General features: G+C 40.1%; 14 protein-coding genes and 2 pseudogenes. 13 read left to right on the forward strand and 3 right to left on the reverse strand.

Features of this window, described 5'->3' with window-relative positions; all coding sequences use genetic code 11:
* Positions 1–17 precede the first annotated feature (17 nt).
* The 5 genes from GD631_RS12025 to GD631_RS12045 all read left to right on the forward strand — a co-directional run bounded on the left by GD631_RS12025 (position 18) and on the right by GD631_RS12045 (position 6,464).
* Positions 18–1,619, forward strand: a complete 1,602-nt coding sequence (locus tag GD631_RS12025) for a RagB/SusD family nutrient uptake outer membrane protein (RefSeq protein WP_143257228.1) — start codon at positions 18–20, stop codon at positions 1,617–1,619.
* A gap of 26 nt (positions 1,620–1,645) precedes the next feature.
* Positions 1,646–2,596, forward strand: coding sequence for a glycoside hydrolase family 18 (locus tag GD631_RS12030; protein ID WP_143257229.1), 951 nt, complete (start codon positions 1,646–1,648; stop codon positions 2,594–2,596).
* A 20-nt stretch (positions 2,597–2,616) separates the two neighbouring features.
* The gene (locus GD631_RS12035; protein ID WP_185911452.1) at positions 2,617–3,741 is read left to right on the forward strand and encodes a DUF1735 and LamG domain-containing protein; all 1,125 of its coding nucleotides are present in this window, start codon (positions 2,617–2,619) and stop codon (positions 3,739–3,741) included.
* A 33-nt stretch (positions 3,742–3,774) separates the two neighbouring features.
* Complete coding sequence (locus GD631_RS12040; RefSeq protein ID WP_143257231.1) at positions 3,775–4,800, forward strand: Ig-like domain-containing protein; 1,026 nt, start codon at positions 3,775–3,777, stop codon at positions 4,798–4,800.
* A gap of 98 nt (positions 4,801–4,898) precedes the next feature.
* Entirely contained in the window at positions 4,899–6,464 is a 1,566-nt protein-coding gene (locus tag GD631_RS12045; RefSeq protein WP_143257232.1) for a sulfatase family protein, read from the forward strand.
* Between the two features lie 95 nt (positions 6,465–6,559).
* Here the strand turns inward: GD631_RS12045 and GD631_RS12050 are convergent, their stop codons facing one another.
* The gene (locus GD631_RS12050) at positions 6,560–7,036 is read right to left on the reverse strand and encodes a Dps family protein (RefSeq protein ID WP_004314742.1); all 477 of its coding nucleotides are present in this window, start codon (positions 7,034–7,036) and stop codon (positions 6,560–6,562) included.
* Between the two features lie 135 nt (positions 7,037–7,171).
* On the opposite strand from GD631_RS12050, the gene GD631_RS12055 reads away from it, so the two are divergent.
* Positions 7,172–8,098 carry a hydrogen peroxide-inducible genes activator gene (locus tag GD631_RS12055; RefSeq protein ID WP_143257233.1) on the forward strand — a complete coding sequence of 309 codons (927 nt, stop codon included), beginning with the start codon at positions 7,172–7,174 and terminating at the stop codon, positions 8,096–8,098.
* 18 nt (positions 8,099–8,116) lie between these two features.
* Here the strand turns inward: GD631_RS12055 and GD631_RS22170 are convergent.
* Positions 8,117–8,232, reverse strand: a pseudogene (locus GD631_RS22170) (DMT family transporter); the annotation flags it as partial.
* 11 nt (positions 8,233–8,243) lie between these two features.
* Between GD631_RS22170 and GD631_RS12060 the strand changes: the two are divergent.
* Positions 8,244–8,384 (forward strand): annotated as a pseudogene (locus tag GD631_RS12060) (aquaporin); the annotation flags it as partial.
* 126 nt (positions 8,385–8,510) lie between these two features.
* On the opposite strand, the gene GD631_RS12065 reads toward GD631_RS12060, so the two are convergent.
* Positions 8,511–9,233: a NigD1/NigD2 family lipoprotein gene (locus GD631_RS12065; RefSeq protein ID WP_143257234.1), complete on the reverse strand. Its 723-nt coding sequence runs from the start codon at positions 9,231–9,233 to the stop codon at positions 8,511–8,513.
* A 176-nt stretch (positions 9,234–9,409) separates the two neighbouring features.
* Here GD631_RS12065 and GD631_RS12070 point away from each other — a divergent pair, with 176 nt between their 5' ends.
* The 6 genes from GD631_RS12070 (at position 9,410) to GD631_RS12095 (ending at position 18,328) form a co-directional block, all read left to right on the forward strand.
* Complete coding sequence (locus tag GD631_RS12070) at positions 9,410–9,958, forward strand: RNA polymerase sigma factor (protein WP_143257235.1); 549 nt, start codon at positions 9,410–9,412, stop codon at positions 9,956–9,958.
* Positions 9,959–9,964: 6 nt separating this feature from the next.
* On the forward strand, positions 9,965–11,263 hold the full coding sequence (locus GD631_RS12075) for a porin family protein (RefSeq protein ID WP_143257236.1): 1,299 nt from the start codon (positions 9,965–9,967) through the stop codon (positions 11,261–11,263).
* Positions 11,264–11,475: 212 nt separating this feature from the next.
* Positions 11,476–12,072 (forward strand): RNA polymerase sigma-70 factor, encoded by a 597-nt coding sequence (locus GD631_RS12080; RefSeq protein WP_143257237.1) that lies wholly within the window; start codon positions 11,476–11,478, stop codon positions 12,070–12,072.
* A 67-nt stretch (positions 12,073–12,139) separates the two neighbouring features.
* Positions 12,140–13,102, forward strand: coding sequence for a FecR family protein (locus tag GD631_RS12085; protein WP_143257238.1), 963 nt, complete (start codon positions 12,140–12,142; stop codon positions 13,100–13,102).
* A gap of 76 nt (positions 13,103–13,178) precedes the next feature.
* Complete coding sequence (locus GD631_RS12090; protein WP_143257239.1) at positions 13,179–14,738, forward strand: ATP-binding protein; 1,560 nt, start codon at positions 13,179–13,181, stop codon at positions 14,736–14,738.
* Positions 14,739–14,908: 170 nt separating this feature from the next.
* Positions 14,909–18,328 carry a TonB-dependent receptor gene (locus tag GD631_RS12095; protein ID WP_143257240.1) on the forward strand — a complete coding sequence of 1,140 codons (3,420 nt, stop codon included), beginning with the start codon at positions 14,909–14,911 and terminating at the stop codon, positions 18,326–18,328.
* Positions 18,329–18,338: the final 10 nt, after the last annotated feature.

Here is an 18,338-nt window from a genome sequence, read left to right on the forward strand (position 1 = left end):
CAGAAAGGAATAATACAATGAAAAGATTAGGAAAAATAAGACGTATAGTATGTACATTGGGAGTAGCTATGATGATTACTTCATGTACTGATAATTATAAAGAATGGAATACCAACCCTACTGAAGTTCCTGAAGACATGTTAGTCGGATTGATGAAAATCGGTAACTTCTTTCCTGCTATGCAGATGGACGTAATACCTACCAGTGATGTCGATGCTAATCAGTTTCAACGTGCTCAAAATTTGTGTGGGGATATGCATTCCGGTTATATGACTCCGATCGGTACGTGGGGGACGAGCTCTGCAGTTCATTATAATTTGCGATATGACAAATGGAATGATGTTGCTTTTGAAGTGGCATTTACTAATGTGATGCCGGCCTGGAAACAGATCCGGGATAATGGCAAGGAGGAATTCCCGGAGGCTTATGCGGTTGCGCAGATATTGAAGGTGGCAACTATGCATCGAGTAACAGATATATACGGACCTTTGCCTTATTTGCAATATGGTCACGGGGGATTAGAAACTCCTTATGATTCGCAGGAAGATATCTATAAATCTTTTTTTATAGACTTGGATGAAGCAATAGCAGAGTTGCAGAATTATATTGCTATCCATCCGGGAAGTAAACCTTTAAATAAATATGACCTGGTATATGGTGGTGATTTTACTAAATGGTTGAAGTTCGCAAATTCCTTAAAACTACGTTTGGCTATGCGCACATATTATGTGAATGGATTTGAGGTGAATGGAAAAACTTCACGGAAATTAGCCGAAGAAGCAGTAAAAGACGGAGTTATTACAGAAAATGCTGAAAATGCTTTGTTGCAATCCGGAAACGGAATCTCGGTATTCCATCCGTTGAAAATTTGTTGGGACAATTATTCGGATGTACGTATGGGAGCTGATATTGAGTCTATAATGAAGGGATATAACGATCCCCGTCTTTCTAAATATTTTCAGGAATCAGAATATGGAGACGCCAGTGATAAATTTCATGGTGCCCGGTTGGGAGTCAATGTTACGGACAAGAAAAATTATGTCAAGTTGTCTTCTCCGAATATATTTGCCGAAAGCCCCGTTCAATGGATGTGTGCAGCGGAAATTTATTTTTTGCGTGCAGAAGGAAAACTCCATGGCTGGAATATGGGTGGTGAAGTTGAAGAACTGTATAAGGCAGGTATCACGAAATCTTTTGAACAATGGGGAGTTGCTTTAGGTGATTATTTGACAAGAGGTGATACGTATAAACCTGTACGGTTTACTGCGCCATCGGGAACATTGGGTAGTGTGGCCGCAGCATCAACGATTACCATTGCATGGAATGAAAATGATGTGGCGGATAAGAAGCTGGAACGTATTATTACGCAAAAGTGGATTGCCATGTTTCCGGAAGGACAAGAAGCTTGGAGTGAATATCGTCGCACCGGTTATCCCAAGTTGTTTGATTTGTATGGTACGAATGCTAGTGCAGGGCAGGTAGATAAGTCCGGTCCCCGTCGTATTCCATTCCCATCTACAGAGTATGATACAAATACAACGGAGGTCAATAAAGCCGTGACTGATTTTCTTGGTGGTAATGACTATGGAAATGTAAAGTTGTGGTGGGATAAGAAATAATTAATCACGTATTTAATTTTATTATTATGAATAAAATAATTAATAGAATCTTTTGTTTTTTCGTATTGGCTATAATTATAATAGCATGTGATACAGAAATAGAAAATATTCCACTTCAAAAGCCTGTAGTGCGCGATGCTCAATATTACGAAAATTTGAGAGCTTATAAAAAGTCCAAACATCAGTTGGCTTTTGGATGGTTCGGAGGTTGGAAAGCAACCGGAACGTCTCCGGTAAAATATTTGCGTAACTTGCCCGATAGTGTAGATGTGGTATCTATTTGGGGAACTTGGCATAGTTTGACCCCTGCACAGATTGAAGACTTGAAATATGTGCAAGAAGTATACGGTACCAAGGTGACATTTACTATCTTTTCCCATAATATGGCTAACTTTCCCGGTAACTTTGAAAATGTAGCGGAAAATATTCCAGCCGTAGCAAAGGCTGTGGCTGACAGTGTTTTCAAATATGGATATGATGGGGTTGACTTTGACCATGAGTGTAGTGGAAGTGATTTATTCAATAAGGCAGTGAATATGACTACTCTATTGAGAGAAATGCGTGCTAATCTGGGAGAAGACAAGCTTATTTGTGTAGATGGATTCATTGAAAAAATCACAGAAGAAGGATGGCAATATGCTGATTATGCAGTTGCGCAGGCATATGGTACTTCCAGACCGTCCTCACTGCAAAGTAGGTTTAATACAGTGAGTAAATATATTGCTCCGGAGCGCTTTATAGCTACGGAAAATTTTGAAAGTTATTGGTCAACGGGAGGAGTTGACTACGCTGATCCGGAACTGGGCACTATTCCTTCTTTGATTGGAATGGCACGTTGGCAGCCGGAAAATATAACGGAAAATCAACATAAAGGAGGAGTGGGAAGTTATCATATGGAATATGAGTACAACCATACGGATATTGAATATAAATATCTTCGTGAAGCTATTCAGATAATGAATCCTGCAAAGAAATAATGTCTAAAAAGAAAAAAGATATGAAGGTAAAATACATATTATTGACTATATTTTGGGTAGGCATCCTGTCAGCCTGTACAAATGCGGAAACATTTAAAGATGTTTTATACTTTACCGGTACGGAAGATTCTCCTGCTGTTAAGTATACTATAGATGGACCGACTGAAATCGGAGTGACGGTTTCAGCTTCTTGCCAGACTATGAGTGATCAATCTATAAGAATCAAAGTAGATCCGGATAAATTGGAAGGCTATAACGCGCTGTACGGGAAAAAATATAAAATTGTCCCGACCGAGGATTATATGTTATCCAATAATGAGATTATGTTGAAAGCTGGTGGGAACATTTCAGAACAATTAATCTTTTCTTTATTGAGGACTACAAATTTAGAAGAGGGAGTCACTTATTGTGTACCTTTGACTATCACGGATGTAACTGGAGATATGCCTGTTTTAGAGTCTTCCCGGACAATGTTTCTTGTATTGAATCAGGTGATGATTGTCAATGCCGCTACTCTTTCTCGCACTAATATGCAACTTCCTTTTGAAAGTGAACCTTCATTGGCAAGTGTTCCGCAGGTGACAATGGAAGCAAGGGTTAAGGTTAATAAGTTTGCTACGGCTAGTCCCTATATTAGTACTGTAATAGGAGTAGAAGAGGAGTTCTTATTGCGATTTGGAGATGTTACTATTAAGCCGAATCAAATACAATTGGCAGGTGGCGGTTACCCCGTAACGGGAAAAACAGAATTTGAAGTTGACAAATGGTATCATCTTGCCGTTGTATTTGATGGTTCCAGTATTAAGCTTTATGTTAACGGTGAATTGGACGGACAAGTAGATGCGCCACGTGGACCTATTACTCTATGCGGAAATACCGATAAACGTAGATTCTGTATTGGTTCCTCGTTGAATTCCCGCTTTTTGGATGGCTCCATAAGTGAAGTCCGTGTATGGAAGAAAGCTCTGACGCAGAATGAGATTCAGAATAATATGTGTTATATTTCTCCGGATTATTATCAGGATATGATTGCTTATTGGAGATTTAATGAAGGAGAAGGTTCGGTAATCAAAGACTGGACTGGTAATGGCTGGGACATTAATAAGACTCTTAGTTGGACAGAAGGAGTACGTTGTCCCGAATAGAAAATCAACCAATCAATTAATAATTAGGCAAGTATGAAAAAACAATTACTATATTTAATGTTTGCTATGACTGCTATATGTGCGGCTTGTAGTGATGATGACGAAATCTATCAGGCGGAGGCGGTGAAGAATCCTGTTACTGGAGTTTCTGTTGAAAATGAATTAATGACCGAAGAAGGAGTTATTACGCTTGAGGGATTAGGAACTACCACCACCTTGCATGTGAGTGTTATTCCGGACAATGCTGGCAATTTGGAGGAATACTCTTTCAGATTTGGCTCGAGCAATGTGGAAGTTTTTACTGTAGATCGGGAAGGGGTAATTACGAGTGTTGCTTCAGGTGAGGCAGAACTGACTGTTACATTGGTGGATAACGCAAATGTGGTGAGGTTTCAGTCCAAATATAGAGTAGCTGTAGATTATGTGGTGAAGGTTGAGGAAATCATTGTGGCTGGTGGATTTGAGAGTTTGAGCCTGAAAGTAGGTGATACTTTCGATTTGAATGCTAATCTCACCGTATTACCGGATAATGCGGCTGATAAATCTGTCTCTTATAATTTGAAAGAAGGAAATGAAGTCATTTCATTGGATAATGGCATAATTGAAGCTCTTGGAACGGGTGTTGCGGTTATTGAGATAATAGCGAATGATGATAGCGGAGTTTCCAAAGAACTTACGATAGAGGTAAAAGATGCATCTGATATAGATGTGCATTTCAAATTCACAACGGCACAGTGCCAGTCTATGGAGGGTAATTTGGTGCTGATTCTTATGGATGAGCCTGGTAATATGGCAGCGATTTTAATCAAGCAGTCGGCTTTACTTCCAGGAGAATATTCTAAAGCTCAAATAGATGAGATTTCATATGTGAACTTAAAAGCGTCAGACCTTGGTAACAATAGAAACTTTGATACTGATAACCCAGGTTCGTTTACTATCCAGTATGATGAAACGACTCGGATTTATACTATTCAAGGGGCGCTTAATTTACCGGCGAGTCTCCCACATCCCGCAATTACTATGGGCTTTGAATATACTGGTTACATAAATATACGATAGATTGTATATAAGTAGGACTTTGCTCTCGTTACAGATATCCTGTAGCGAGGGCTGTTCCAAATAAGCAGAAGTTTTTTTGATAAAATAAAAATAATACAATGAATAAAATCTTTTCACTGACTGTGTTGGGGGTATTGGCTGCATACTCGAATGGAAAAGCTTGGGCGCAAAAGAATACAGAAAATGAACGTCCCAATATTCTTTTTATTCTAAGCGATGACCATACCTCTCAAGCATGGGGAATTTATGGAGGAATATTAGCCGATTATGTGCAAAATCCTAATATTCGCCGTTTAGCTTCCGAAGGAGTGGTGCTGGATAATTGTTTTTGTACAAATTCAATTTCTTCACCCAGTCGGGCTTCCATTCTTACAGGGGCATATAGCCATAAGAACGGAGTATATACATTAGCCGATTCATTGGATACTTCGTTGCCTACGATTGCGACAATATTGAAGCAGGCCGGATATCAGACCGCTTTGGTAGGCAAATGGCATTTGAAGTCACAGCCACAAGGATTTGATTATTATTCAATCTTTCACGATCAAGGTGTATATCGTGATCCCTTATTTATCAATAGTACTGATCCTTGGCCCGGTAATCGTAATTTTGGTGAGTGTATACAAGGTTTTTCGACAGATATTGTGGCAGATAAAGCAATTGAATGGATGAAAAACAGGGAGGATAAACAGCCGTTCCTGATGTGTTGCCATTTCAAGGCTACCCATGAACCGTATGATTATCCAATCAGAATGGAACATTTGTATGATGGGGTTGTTTTCCCTGAACCGGAGAACCTGATGGATTGGGGTCCCGAGACTAATGGAAGAGGTTTTGTCGGGCAAAAGTTAGAAGAAATAGGAAGACGGTGGGAATTAGCTTCTGCTGATCCTGACAAATGGTGGTGTCGTTATCCAGGATTGCCGTTTACTACTAAAGGGATGCAGCATGCAGCCGCCCGTAAAGCCATATATCAAAAATACATTAGAGATTATTTGCGTTGTGGAGCAACAGTAGACGATAATATAGGCAAACTGTTGTATGCCTTGGAGGATATGGGAATAGCCGATAATACAATTGTAGTATATGTTTCTGATCAAGGCTATTTCTTAGGAGAACATGGGTTCTTTGATAAGCGTATGTTTTATGAGGAAGCCGCCCGTATGCCTTTTGTTATTCGTTATCCTAAAAAACTTCCAGCTGGAAAGAGAGTGAAAGATTTAATCTTGAATATTGATTTTGCTCCCACTTTAGCCCAGTTTGCAGGAATAAACTCGTTCGAAGGAATGCAAGGACATAGTTTTGTCGATAATCTTTGTGGGCGGACACCGGAAAACTGGCGTAAGAGTTTTTACTATCGTTACTGGACACATCACACCATTCGTCCTGCACATATGGGAATCCGTAACGAACGTTATAAACTGATTTTTTACTATGGCGATCCATTGGATATGACAGACGGGCAGGAAGCTTCTACTAAACCAGTGTGGGATTTTTATGATTTACTGAAAGATGCGGAAGAAAATCATAATGTGTATAATGAGAAAGAATATGCTCCTGTCATTAAACAAATGAAAAAAGAAATGATCAAACTACGTATGGAAGTAGAAGATACAGATGGAAAATATCCACAAATGCAGAAGCTTTTTGACGAATCATTTTGATCCCGGAGAGAAGAAAAGAACACCAAAAGAGAGAATATTCCTTTAAGGGAAATATCCTCTCTTTCTCGCTTAAAAGCCTAAACCTTTTATCTTGATTACTTGCTATTATAAGCAGTCAACATCCAAACTAGTTTTTCCTGTTCTTTCAGATAATCACTCATCATGGAAACGGTCACTTCATCTCCGGCTTGAGAAGCGATAGACAGAATTTTACGTTCTTCACCGATCAGATAACTGATACTCTGAAGGATATTGTTCAGTGCCTGTTCGCCGTTGCTCACCTTATCTACTTCACTGATATTCGCCACTTTCAGATAATCGCTGAATTTGTTGGCAGGAGTACCGCCCAACATCAAGATACGTTCTGCAATTTCATCCACCTTTTCGGCAGTGTCATCGTACATTTTTTCGAATTGGCTGTGGAGAACAAAGAAATCATGTCCTTTGATATTCCAGTGGAAACCGCGGAGATTGGTGTAATACACTTGGAAGTCTGCTAATAGTTGTTGCAAAGATGCCACTACGTTGTTTGCTCCCGATTCGTTCAGTTTGATAAATTCTAAAGTTTTCATATTCTTTATTTTTAATGATTTATACTTGTTTTCTTTTTTTCTGTACTGCAAAGATAAGGCGGAAAATGCTTGTTGTCAAACTGAAAATTTCTATCTTTGCATAGATGAAATCTATAACTTAATATGATTTGATAGATGACGATACAACAATTAGAATATATACTAGCCGTAGATCAGTTCAGGCATTTCGCACGGGCAGCCGAATATTGCCGTGTGACGCAACCCACTTTGAGTGCCATGATTCAGAAGCTGGAAGATGAATTGGGAGTAAAATTGTTCGATAGAACGGTACAACCTGTTTGTCCGACCCCCATCGGGCAGAAAGTGATAAATCAGGCTCGTGTGATTCTAGCACAGGCGGCTCAAGTAAAAGAAATCATCAGTGAAGATAAGCAGTCATTATCAGGTGTGTTCCGTTTGGGAGTATTGCCAACTATCGCTCCTTATTTGCTTCCTCGCTTTTTCCCTCAACTGATGGAGAAATATCCCGAACTGGATATTCGTGTCACGGAAATGAAAACACAGGATATTCAGCAGGCTTTGCATGCCGGTGATTTGGATGCAGGGATTATTGCCAGTAAATTAGAAGACACATTCTTGACGGAAGAAACTCTTTTCTATGAGCAATTTTATGCTTATGTATCACGGAAAGAACCCTCATTCAAACATGACGTTATCCGCACTTCCGATATAACCGGTGAACATCTTTGGCTTTTGGACGAAGGACATTGTTTTCGTGACCAACTTGTCCGTTTCTGTCAGATGGAAGCGGTGAAGGTTAGTCAGATGGCTTATCGTTTGGGAAGCATGGAAACCTTTATGAGAATGGTAGAAAGTGGAAAAGGAATCACTTTTATTCCCGAACTGGCAGTAACTCAATTGACGGAAGAACAGCGACAATTAGTACGTCCGTTTGCTATCCCCCGACCGACGCGGCAGGTGGTGCTGGTGACAAATAGAGATTTCATTCGTCACAGTTTGCTATGTGTTCTGAAAGAGGAAATAAAAGCAGCGGTCCCCAAAGAAATGCTTACTTTGCAGTCCATACAATGTTTGCTATAATAAATAGGAGATTGAGAGGATTCCGGAGAAATTCATAGGAGTGAAGTCATAGCTCGATCCTTGCTTGATAAATGCGTTTACGATGTGCTCCATGTGGTAGAGGCAAATATGATATAAAAAAGTCCTTTGTTCATTTTATTGGCTTGTCTTTGCTTTCATTTTTGTATTAGTGGTGCTCGGCTCTACCGATTCGAAGAGGGGAGCGGGCAATCTGGCAGGACTTGCCACCGGTTTGACTCTTGTATTGGTACATATTGTATGTATTCCCATCACAGGGACTTCCCTTTATAAGAATAACTTCTTATATAAAGATAAAAGGGCGGCAGTTTCACAACTACCGCCCTCTTTTGCGTAATTAATATATTATATTAAAAAAGAGTGTGTTTTGCACATTTACATTAGATTTATAATCTTAGGGAAATTTTACTTCATAAGTTTTCGGTCCGCCATAGATCGTATTGACACGAATTCTTAATCCTTTTTTCCCTTCCATCCGGTCTTTAATCTTATCCAGTTTGAAAGATACATATCCTTCGCCTAAGCTTTGAGGATAATCACCTTCACTGTTATGACGGAATTCCAGATTGATATATTCGTCCTCCGCATTGTCCTCGTCAGTAGTGGGAGCAGACTCTTCTTTGTCGTTGATCACCAGATTCAGGAAATGTTTTTTATCTTCACTATGCGTTCCATAATATTGGAATTCAATCGTCAGATATTTATTATCCTTATTGATCCACATATAAGTCGTGTTGATCTTGTCATCTCCGACTTTTTCTTCGTCATTGTCATCTTCACCCATCGTGATGATGTCTTTAGTTAAGATTGGATTGATACCTCTCACCTGAATATTATGGTCGTATCCATTCACAGGCTCTTCCAGCTCGTTAAATATCACAAAAGCTCGTTGTCCTTCCACCCAATCTTTATTATTCCATCCTTGCGCATTACTGGGATACATCTTTTTCCCGTCATCCAAAGTGAAATAAAATTCCTTGCTATCCTGGCTAATCATATTGATGGTACTGATAACCAGAAGATCGGACGGGTTGTCATCGTTGTCCAAACATGACTGGAGAATCGGCATTGTAGTCATAATAGCAAAGATAAAGGCAATGAATTTCAATTTCTTCATATACTTACTTAGGTTTTAGATTATATAAAATGGTTCCTTTGTATTGTGAAAATGCAGTGGGATAGAAAATATTGCATTTGAATCTGTTAAAGAAACAAAAGTGATAAAAGAGTTGTTCTCTCTATGCAGTATTTCTATCTTTGCTGCATTTATAAGTTAAACACGTGTATAAGAGAATGGAAGAATTAGAGTTGTCGGAACAATGCAGGCTAGGCAATAACCAAGCTCGCAAAGAACTGTATGAGCAGTATGCGGGACGTCTGTTTGGCATCTGTCTTCGTTATACCGGCGACCGTGATACGGCCCAGGATCTGCTTCACGACGGTTTTTTAAAGATATTCGATTCCTTCGACAAGTTCACCTGGAGGGGTGAAGGCTCCCTGCGGGCTTGGATGGAAAGGGTGATGGTCAACACAACTTTGCAATATCTCCGGAAAAATGATGTAATCAATCAGTCGGCACCATTAGAAGAGTTGCCTGAAGAATATGAAGAACCGGACGCTTCTGATGTAGAAGCTATTCCACAGAAAGTGTTGATGCAGTTTATAGAAGAACTACCTGCCGGATATCGTACAGTGTTTAATCTTTATACATTCGAAGACAAATCGCATAAAGAAATCGCACAGGAATTAGGTATTAATGAAAAATCTTCGGCTTCGCAACTATTTCGTGCGAAGAGTGTATTGGCAAAAAGAGTAAAAGAATGGATAATGCATAATGGATAGATAGAGATGGAAGAGAAAGAATTGTGGATGAATAAGTTGAAGGAGAAGCTCGCGGATTATTCCGAGCCGGTGCCTGCTTCCGGTTGGGAACAACTGGAGAAAGAACTTATGCCTCCTGTGGAGAAGAAAATATATCCTTATCGAAAATGGATGATGGCTGCTGCGGCTGTTATATTGTTAGCTGTCGTTTCGTCAGTAAGTCTGTATTTTCTGGGGACACCGGCTGCGGATGAAATACGTCATATAAAAACTCCGGCATTGGCATCTACACCCGATGCGTTGCCGGGTGTGCAACAGCCGGATGTGCAGGGCACTTCCGTAGAACCTGTTTTGCGACCTGTGGCTCGTGAAGACCGTTTGGCGAAAATTGATAAGAATTTTACAGAACAGAAAACAAATGCAGAGCAATCTGCAATAGAAAATAACAACGAACCTGTAACAGGGAATGAAAATAATCCTGTGATTGAGGAAGACCAGACGCTCAAAGGCGAGACGGAGCAGACGAAAAATGGAGCCAAACAGGTAGACAGTGAAAATGTGGGTCAGGCTACGCAGTCACAGGATACCGAACGGTCGAACAACAGGCCGCGTCGCCCTTCCGGCAGAGACAAGCTGCATATTCCGGCAGAAAAAAGAGCATCTCAAAAAGGAACATGGTCCATGGGACTCTCGGTAGGAAATTCGGGCGGAGCATCCACAGAAGTCGGTGCCGGCTCTCATGCTTATATGTCTCGTGTGAGTATGCTTTCTGTTTCCAACGGTTTGATGGAGATACCTAACGATCAGACATTGGTTTTTGAAGATGGAGTGCCTTATCTGCGTCAGGCAAAACAAGTGGTTGACATTAAGCACCATCAGCCTATTTCTTTCGGATTGTCCGTCCGTAAAGGGCTGGCAAAAGGATTTTCTCTCGAAACGGGATTGACTTACACGTTGCTTTCTTCGGATGCGAAACTGGCGGGTGAAAATCAGCAGATAGAGCAAAAACTGCATTATGTCGGTATTCCGCTGCGTGCCAACTGGAATTTTCTTGATAAAAAATTCGTTACTCTCTACGTTTCCGGTGGAGGTATGGTAGAGAAATGTGTTTATGGAAAGCTCGGTTCCGAGAAAGAAACTGTGAAACCTCTGCAATTCTCGGTATCCGGTGCGGTAGGTGCACAGGTGAACGCAACGAAACGTCTGGGTATCTACGTAGAACCCGGTGTTGCTTATTTTTTCAATGACGGTTCGGATATGCAGACCATACGTAAAGAGAATCCGTTTAATTTCAATATACAGGCTGGTATCCGCCTGACTTATTAATGAGAACTACCTTACTGAACATAGTGACGGTATCCGTTCAAGATAGCGTCACTATCCTGATTAGATAGCGTCACTATCCTGACCGGATGGCGTCACTATCCTGATATTAGTATCTTTTTCCTCATAAAAATCGGATAATTGAGAAAATATTAATAATATTGTCACCTGTTAATGGTCTATGGTTGCATACCTTTGTTGCAAAATTCTAAGCTATGGTGAATTTTACAGATGAAAAACATTTATTAATTGATTTAAAAGACGGTTCTTTTCAAGCATTTGAAAGATTGTATAATATGTACAGCGGTAAACTGTACAATTTCATTATGCGGCTTTCTTCCGGCAATCAATATATGGCTGAAGAAGTAGTGCAATCCACTTTTATCCGTATATGGGAAGTGCGTGAGAAAGTCGATACCAACGCTTCGTTTATTTCTTTTCTTTGTACGATAGCTAAGAATTTACTGATGAATATGTATCAGCGTCAGACCGTTGAATATGTTTACAATGAATATCTGCTGAAAAGCGGACTAGACTGTGATTCGCAGACGGAAGATACTATTGATCTCCGTTTCTTAAACGATTATATCGACTCATTAGCAGAAGAATTGCCGGCACAGCGAAAGAAAATATTTATCCTCAGTAAGCGTCAGAACTATACGAATAAGGAAATAGCCGAAATGATGGGAATTTCTGAAAGTACAGTTGCTACACAATTATCTTTGGCGGTGAAGTTTATGCGTGAGCAGTTGATGAAGCATTATGATAAGGTAATTGCACTTCTGATCGCCTTTTTTGTTAATGAAATGTAATTGTAATACACGTTTTTGGATAGTAGATAGGATGAAAATGTATACTTGTAAATAAGTAGGAAAGAAGATGGATAAGATATATTATAAAGAACTGATTGAGAAGTATTTCGACGGAAATATAACGGATGCTGAAATAAAAGAGCTCTCCGATTGGATAAAGAACGACCGCCATTTACAAAACTGGTGGGAAGAAGAATTTTCCAAATCGGATGCTGATATTAATCCGATGCTGCGTGACGAACTATTTGCCCGAATCAAAGAAGAGACACAAGGAAAAGAGAAAACAAGAACTGTTCGCATGAATCCTTGGAAATGGGCTGCCGCCATCGTTTTACCCATTTGTATTGCCTTCTTCACCTACTATCTTATAGATTCTTCGCAAACAATGGGAGCTCCCTTTATAGTAAAAGCCGATAAAGGAGATAAAGCAACCATTGAATTGCCGGATGGAACGAATGTCGTTCTCAATTCAGCTTCACAATTAAGCTATCTGAATAACTTCGGAGAAAATGTACGTCGTGTGCAACTGAATGGTGAAGCCTATTTCAAAGTAGCTCATGATGAAAAGCACGCCTTTATAGTACAGGTAGGCGATTTGGAAGTGAAAGTACTCGGTACTTCTTTTAATGTATCTGCCTATGAAGATGCTAAAGACGTGACAGTCGTTCTTTTGGAAGGAAAAGTAGGGGTTTATGCGCAGAAAACATCGCATATCATGAAGCCCGGCGACAAAATAGAATATAATAAAGCCACTCATAAGATAACAGCCACTCAAGTACACCCGAGTGACTACATTGAATGGACGAAAGGAAATATCTATTTTGAGAAAGAATCTTTGGAAAATATAATGAAAACCCTTTCACGCATTTATGACGTAGAGATTCGTTTCGACTCCAATAAACTACCTAATGAATATTTCACCGGAACCATTCCGGGAGGCGGTATACAGAATGCGCTGAATATTCTGATGCTTACTTCACCTTTCTATTATGAAATGGACGGTTCGGTGATTGTCTTGAAGGAGAAATAAGTGGAACTTTCATTGAGTATCTTTGTTTATTCATTGAATAACGTCTATATTTGTGGTACACTAATTTGAAGATGCAATGAATATATTAGAGCGTAAATTGCCGATAGGGATACAGACATTTGAAAAGATGCGTGCAGAGGGGTGTTTGTATGTGGATAAAACAGCCATTATATATCAGATAGCAGCTACTAAAGTGCCTTATTTCCTTAGTCGTCCCCGTCGTTTTGGCAAAAGTCTGTTAATTTCTACTTTTGAGGCCTACTTTCAAGGTCGTAAAGACCTTTTTGAAGGCTTGGCAATTGAAAAGTTAGAGACGAAGTGGGAGCAATATCCGGTTCTACATCTTGATTTGAATGCGAAAAAATATGAGACGGCGGCAGATTTGGTCGCCATGCTAAACCAGTATTTGGAGAAATGGGAAGCCGTATATGGTGATGAGAAGAAAGACCGTAGTCCTGAAGAACGTTTTAGTTATATCATTGAGCAAGCCTACCTGAAAACAGGAAAAGGAGTTGTGGTATTGGTTGATGAGTATGATAAACCTTTGCTGCAAGCCCTTTTAGATGAGAACCTGTTGGATGAATACCGTCGTATTCTGAAAGCCTTTTATGGTGTACTGAAAAGTTCCGACCGCTATCTTCGGTTTATATTCTTGACAGGAGTCACAAAATTCGCCCAGGTAAGTGTATTCAGTGATTTGAATCAACTGAATGATATAAGTATGAAAATTCCTTATGCCAATATTTGTGGTATTACTAAAAAGGAGTTAGTATCCACATTTACTCCCGAGTTGGAGCGGTTGGCAGAAGTGCAGGAGATGTCTTTTGAAGATACTGTCGATAAAATGACGGCGATGTACGATGGCTATCACTTTACATATAGCGAAGATGGATTGTTTAACCCCTTCAGTGTCCTCAATGTCTTTGATGGATTAATGTTTGATAATTACTGGTTTCAGACCGGTACTCCTACCTATCTTGTAGACCTACTGAAACAAAGTGATTATGATTTACGTTTGCTGATAGATGGCTTGGAAGTAGGAAGTTCCGGATTTGCCGAATACCGTGCAGAGACAAAGAATCCCCTTCCGATGATCTACCAAAGTGGTTATCTGACAATTAAAAACTTTGATAAATCATTGAACCTATATACGCTAGGTTTTCCGAATGATGAGGTCAAATATGGCTTTCTTAAATTCCTGATCCCCTATTATACACCCATCTCTTCTGATGAAACGGATTTTAATGCAGTTAAGTTTGTCCGTGAACTTCAGTCGGGCGACGTTCATTCCTTTATGGAACGTATGAAATCATTCTTTGCCGACATTCCCTACGAATTGAACACAAAGACCGAACGGCATTATCAGGTTATCTTTTATCTCGTCTTTAAGTTGATGGGACAATATGTAGATGCAGAAGTCCGTAGCGCAAAAGGTCGTGCCGATGCCGTGGTGAAAACGAAAGACCGTATTTATGTATTTGAGTTTAAACTGGAAGGAACAGTAGACGAAGCTCTGAAACAAATAGATGAAAAAGGATATTTGTTACCTTACCGGACAGACGGGCGTGAGCTAGTAAAAGTGGGAGTTTCCTTTAATGCTGAAGAACGTAATATTGGTGAATACAAAGTAATATAATCGTTTATTGAGTAAAATATAGAATAGAGCCATTCCGGAGCCCACTACTTAGGAATGGTTTTTTTGTTCTCTGAATTGAATAAGTTAACGAGAGTTAAAGTCTGATAGGCGATTGGACGAGTGAGTATAGTAGTCTGTATACCTATCAAACAACTTAAAAGTTTTGATATATGAAGCACAAAACAACCTTTGAAAAGCTCCCTCAAGCAAATGCAGGGAGAAGTAAGAACTGGAAAACACTGCGGGCTATCTGTCTGCTATTGTTTTTAAGCGTTTCTTTCACCGCTTATTCCCAAATAACAGTGAATGTGAAAGACATCTCTTTAAGGGCCTCGTTAAAGAAAATCGAGCAAGTAAGCAATTACAAATTCTTCTATAATGAAAGCCTTCCGGAGCTAAATCAAAAAGTATCGTTAAATGTGAAAGATGCAACGATTGAACAAACCATGCAACAACTTTTGGGTAAAATGGAGTTAACCTACAAGAAAGAGCAAGAGAATGTCATTGTATTGATTCGTAAAGCCCAGGACAAATCGATAACTAAAAAAATAACAGGTACTGTTGTCGATGAAAAAGGCGAACCAGTCATTGGTGCCAGTATTGTGATAAAAGGTGAGTCGCACGGAACGATTACAGATTTTGATGGAAAGTTCACATTAGCAGACGTACCGGAAAAGGGAATATTGACCGTCTCTTATATCGGTTATAAAACAGTTGACCTTTCTGCCACAGGGCAGACATTCGTAAAAGTTGTACTTCAGGAAGACAGTAAAATGATAGACGAGGTTGTTGTTGTCGGCTATGGAGTCCAGTCACAAAAGCTGGTCACTACTTCTATCAGTAAAGTAAAGATGGAAAATATAGATCAGGGTAATGACTATAATCCGATTAAAATGCTGCAAGGACGTGTAGCGGGTGTGAATATCTCCTCTGCATCAGGAACTCCGGGAGAAGCACCGAATGTCACCGTTCGTGGTATCGGTTCCGTTAGTGGGGGAAGCTCGCCGCTTTATGTGGTCGACGGTATCCCCAGCGAAAAATATCCTAATCTGAATCCGAATGACATTGAAAGTATGGAAGTCTTGAAAGACGCTTCCGCCGCTGCCATCTATGGTTCGCGTGCCAATGCCGGAGTTGTGTTGATAACGACCAAATCAGGTCAGCAAGGTAAGACGAAGATAGAGGTGTCCGGTCGTTACGGATTCGCTTATTTGGCCAGCGACATTGAAATGGCCAATTCGATGGAATATATGAATACGATGCAAGCCGCTATTGATAATTACAATGTGCAAATGGGAGCTAACCTTCAATTGTATGTTCCTTCTCAAATTCAAGAAACCAATTGGGTGAAAGAAATATCAAGAAAAAACTCGAAAACAGGTACCGGCTCTATCAGCATTTCCGGTGGAAATGAAAAGACCACCTTCTTTGCTTCTTTAGGCGCTAATACTCAAGAAGGATATTTGAATAAGAGCAGCTATGACCAGTATAATATGCGTGCCAAATTCACACATAAAATAAACAACCTGTTCAAACTGAATATGAATCTGGCAGGTTCGGCCAGCCGTTCAGACTTATTGGAAGAAACGAGTACCAGCTTGAAAGTACTTCGTACAGCTCGTGAGGAGCAGCCCTGGTATTCACCTTATAAAGAAGACGGAACATCTTATAAAGTGAACGGGACAGATATTTTGCGCCACAATCCGGTGATGCTGATTAATGAAGAAGACTGGGTAGCTAAGAAATATCAACTGTCTGGTGTGTTCAGCATAGACGTAACTCCTTTCAAAGGATTTAAGTACACACCGACAGTAAGCGTATATGGTATTTTGGACAACACATCTAAAAAATTGTCGGACAAGCATGATGCCCGTAAAAATAGCAGTGGTTGGGGAGCATTAGCCGAACAAAAAGACCAGAGTTTCCGCTATGTGATAGATAATATATTCTCTTACAACAATGAATGGAATAAACTAATTTACTCCGTCATGTTGGGACATTCGTTTGAGAAATACACTTATGAACAATTCGGGGCAAAGAGTGATAACTATGCTAACGGCGCATTTCCTTCCTCCAACTTTGATTTAATCAATGCAGGTCCTAATATTTACGCCGGAAATATTAGTTATACCTCTTATGCCTTAGAATCCTATTTCGGACGAATCGCTTTGAATTGGGACAATAAATACATACTGAATGCTTCTTTGCGTAGTGATGGTTCTTCCCGCTTTGCGAAGAACAAGAGATATGGCTATTTCCCTTCTGCTTCTTTTGCGTGGCGTGCCTCCAATGAGGAATTTTTCCCAAAAAACAAATACGTCAATGATGCAAAGTTAAGATTAAGCTGGGGTATGACAGGTAGCATGGCAGGAGTGAGTAATTATGCTCCGTTATCACTGATTAGTGCGGGCGGTGCTTCTTACAACGGTTCTGCCGGATTCCAGATTTCGCAGGATGCCCGTGCCTTGACTTGGGAGAAAGCCAGCCAGTTTAATATCGGATTTGATATAGAAATGTTTCAGTCTCGCCTGACTTTAAACATAGATATGTTCTATCAAAAGACTACCGACCTGCTGTTTAAGAAACCAGTCAATGCAACCACCGGATATACCACATTACAGTCCAATATCGGCTCATTAGAGAATAAAGGACTTGAGTTGGCTTTGAGTGGTAAAATCTTCACCGGAAAGTTTAAATGGGATTTGGGTGGTAACATTTCTTTTGTAAAGAACAAATTGCTTTCTCTCATCGAAGGAAATGATATGTATATTGTTCCCAGCAGCGGTAGTAACCTTTTAGGAGGTTCGATGCATGCGTTGATTAACGGACAGCCTATCAGTACATTCTATATGTTAAAGATGGAAGGTATCTACCAGCGTGACGACGAAGTGCCTGCGAAACTGTATGCGAAAGGAGTCCGTGCCGGTGACGTGAAATATTTCGATTATAATGAAGACGGAGATATATCTGACGCCGACCGAATGAATGTAGGAAAAGCCATTCCTGATTTTTACGGTGGTATTACCTCCAACTTCTCTTACAAAGGTTTCGATTTATCATTGTTCGGACAATTCTCGGTAGGTGGTAAAGTGATGTCGGCATGGCGGGGAGTGAACGGTTCCGAAGGTACTGACCATTTAGGATTGGCGCTGTCCAATGTAAAAGTAAACGACCGTGGCGAATCCGTCGAGCAATACTTTAATGTAAGCAAAGAAGTAGCTAACGGATACTGGCGTGGAGAGGGCACAAGCAACACGATCCCTCGTCCTGTAAGAATAGGAGCACATACCGGGTATGATTATGACTATAACGTGCAAACTTCAACACGTTATTTGGAAGATGCTTCCTATTTTAAACTGAAAACTGTGACTTTGGGTTACACTTTGCCAGAATCAGTCGTTAAGAAACTCCGCATGAACTCATTAAGAGTCTACGTTTCGGCTGATAATCTACTCACTCTCACCAAGTATTCCGGTTATGATCCCGAAACATCATTTTCCGGTAGCCCGGGAGACTCAAATTATGGAGTTGACTTCGGGTTGCAACCTGTATTACGAACATTTATTTTTGGTCTGAATCTAAACTTTTAAAAATATAGAT

Source organism: Bacteroides luhongzhouii (genome assembly GCF_009193295.2).
Lineage (GTDB): Bacteria > Bacteroidota > Bacteroidia > Bacteroidales > Bacteroidaceae > Bacteroides > Bacteroides luhongzhouii.

Bases quoted from the DNA above. Each gene is read 5' to 3' on its own strand.
- GD631_RS12025 (WP_143257228.1), top strand. From the start codon at position 18: ATGAAAAGATTAGGAAAAATAAGACGTATAGTATGTACATTGGGAGTA.
- GD631_RS12030 (WP_143257229.1), top strand. From the start codon at position 1,646: ATGAATAAAATAATTAATAGAATCTTTTGTTTTTTCGTATTGGCTATA.
- GD631_RS12035 (WP_185911452.1), top strand. From the start codon at position 2,617: ATGAAGGTAAAATACATATTATTGACTATATTTTGGGTAGGCATCCTG.
- GD631_RS12040 (WP_143257231.1), top strand. From the start codon at position 3,775: ATGAAAAAACAATTACTATATTTAATGTTTGCTATGACTGCTATATGT.
- GD631_RS12045 (WP_143257232.1), top strand. From the start codon at position 4,899: ATGAATAAAATCTTTTCACTGACTGTGTTGGGGGTATTGGCTGCATAC.
- GD631_RS12050 (WP_004314742.1), bottom strand. From the start codon at position 7,036: ATGAAAACTTTAGAATTTATCAAACTGAACGAATCGGGAGCAAACAAC.
- GD631_RS12055 (WP_143257233.1), top strand. From the start codon at position 7,172: ATGACGATACAACAATTAGAATATATACTAGCCGTAGATCAGTTCAGG.
- GD631_RS12065 (WP_143257234.1), bottom strand. From the start codon at position 9,233: ATGAAGAAATTGAAATTCATTGCCTTTATCTTTGCTATTATGACTACA.
- GD631_RS12070 (WP_143257235.1), top strand. From the start codon at position 9,410: ATGGAAGAATTAGAGTTGTCGGAACAATGCAGGCTAGGCAATAACCAA.
- GD631_RS12075 (WP_143257236.1), top strand. From the start codon at position 9,965: ATGGAAGAGAAAGAATTGTGGATGAATAAGTTGAAGGAGAAGCTCGCG.
- GD631_RS12080 (WP_143257237.1), top strand. From the start codon at position 11,476: ATGGTGAATTTTACAGATGAAAAACATTTATTAATTGATTTAAAAGAC.
- GD631_RS12085 (WP_143257238.1), top strand. From the start codon at position 12,140: ATGGATAAGATATATTATAAAGAACTGATTGAGAAGTATTTCGACGGA.
- GD631_RS12090 (WP_143257239.1), top strand. From the start codon at position 13,179: ATGAATATATTAGAGCGTAAATTGCCGATAGGGATACAGACATTTGAA.
- GD631_RS12095 (WP_143257240.1), top strand. From the start codon at position 14,909: ATGAAGCACAAAACAACCTTTGAAAAGCTCCCTCAAGCAAATGCAGGG.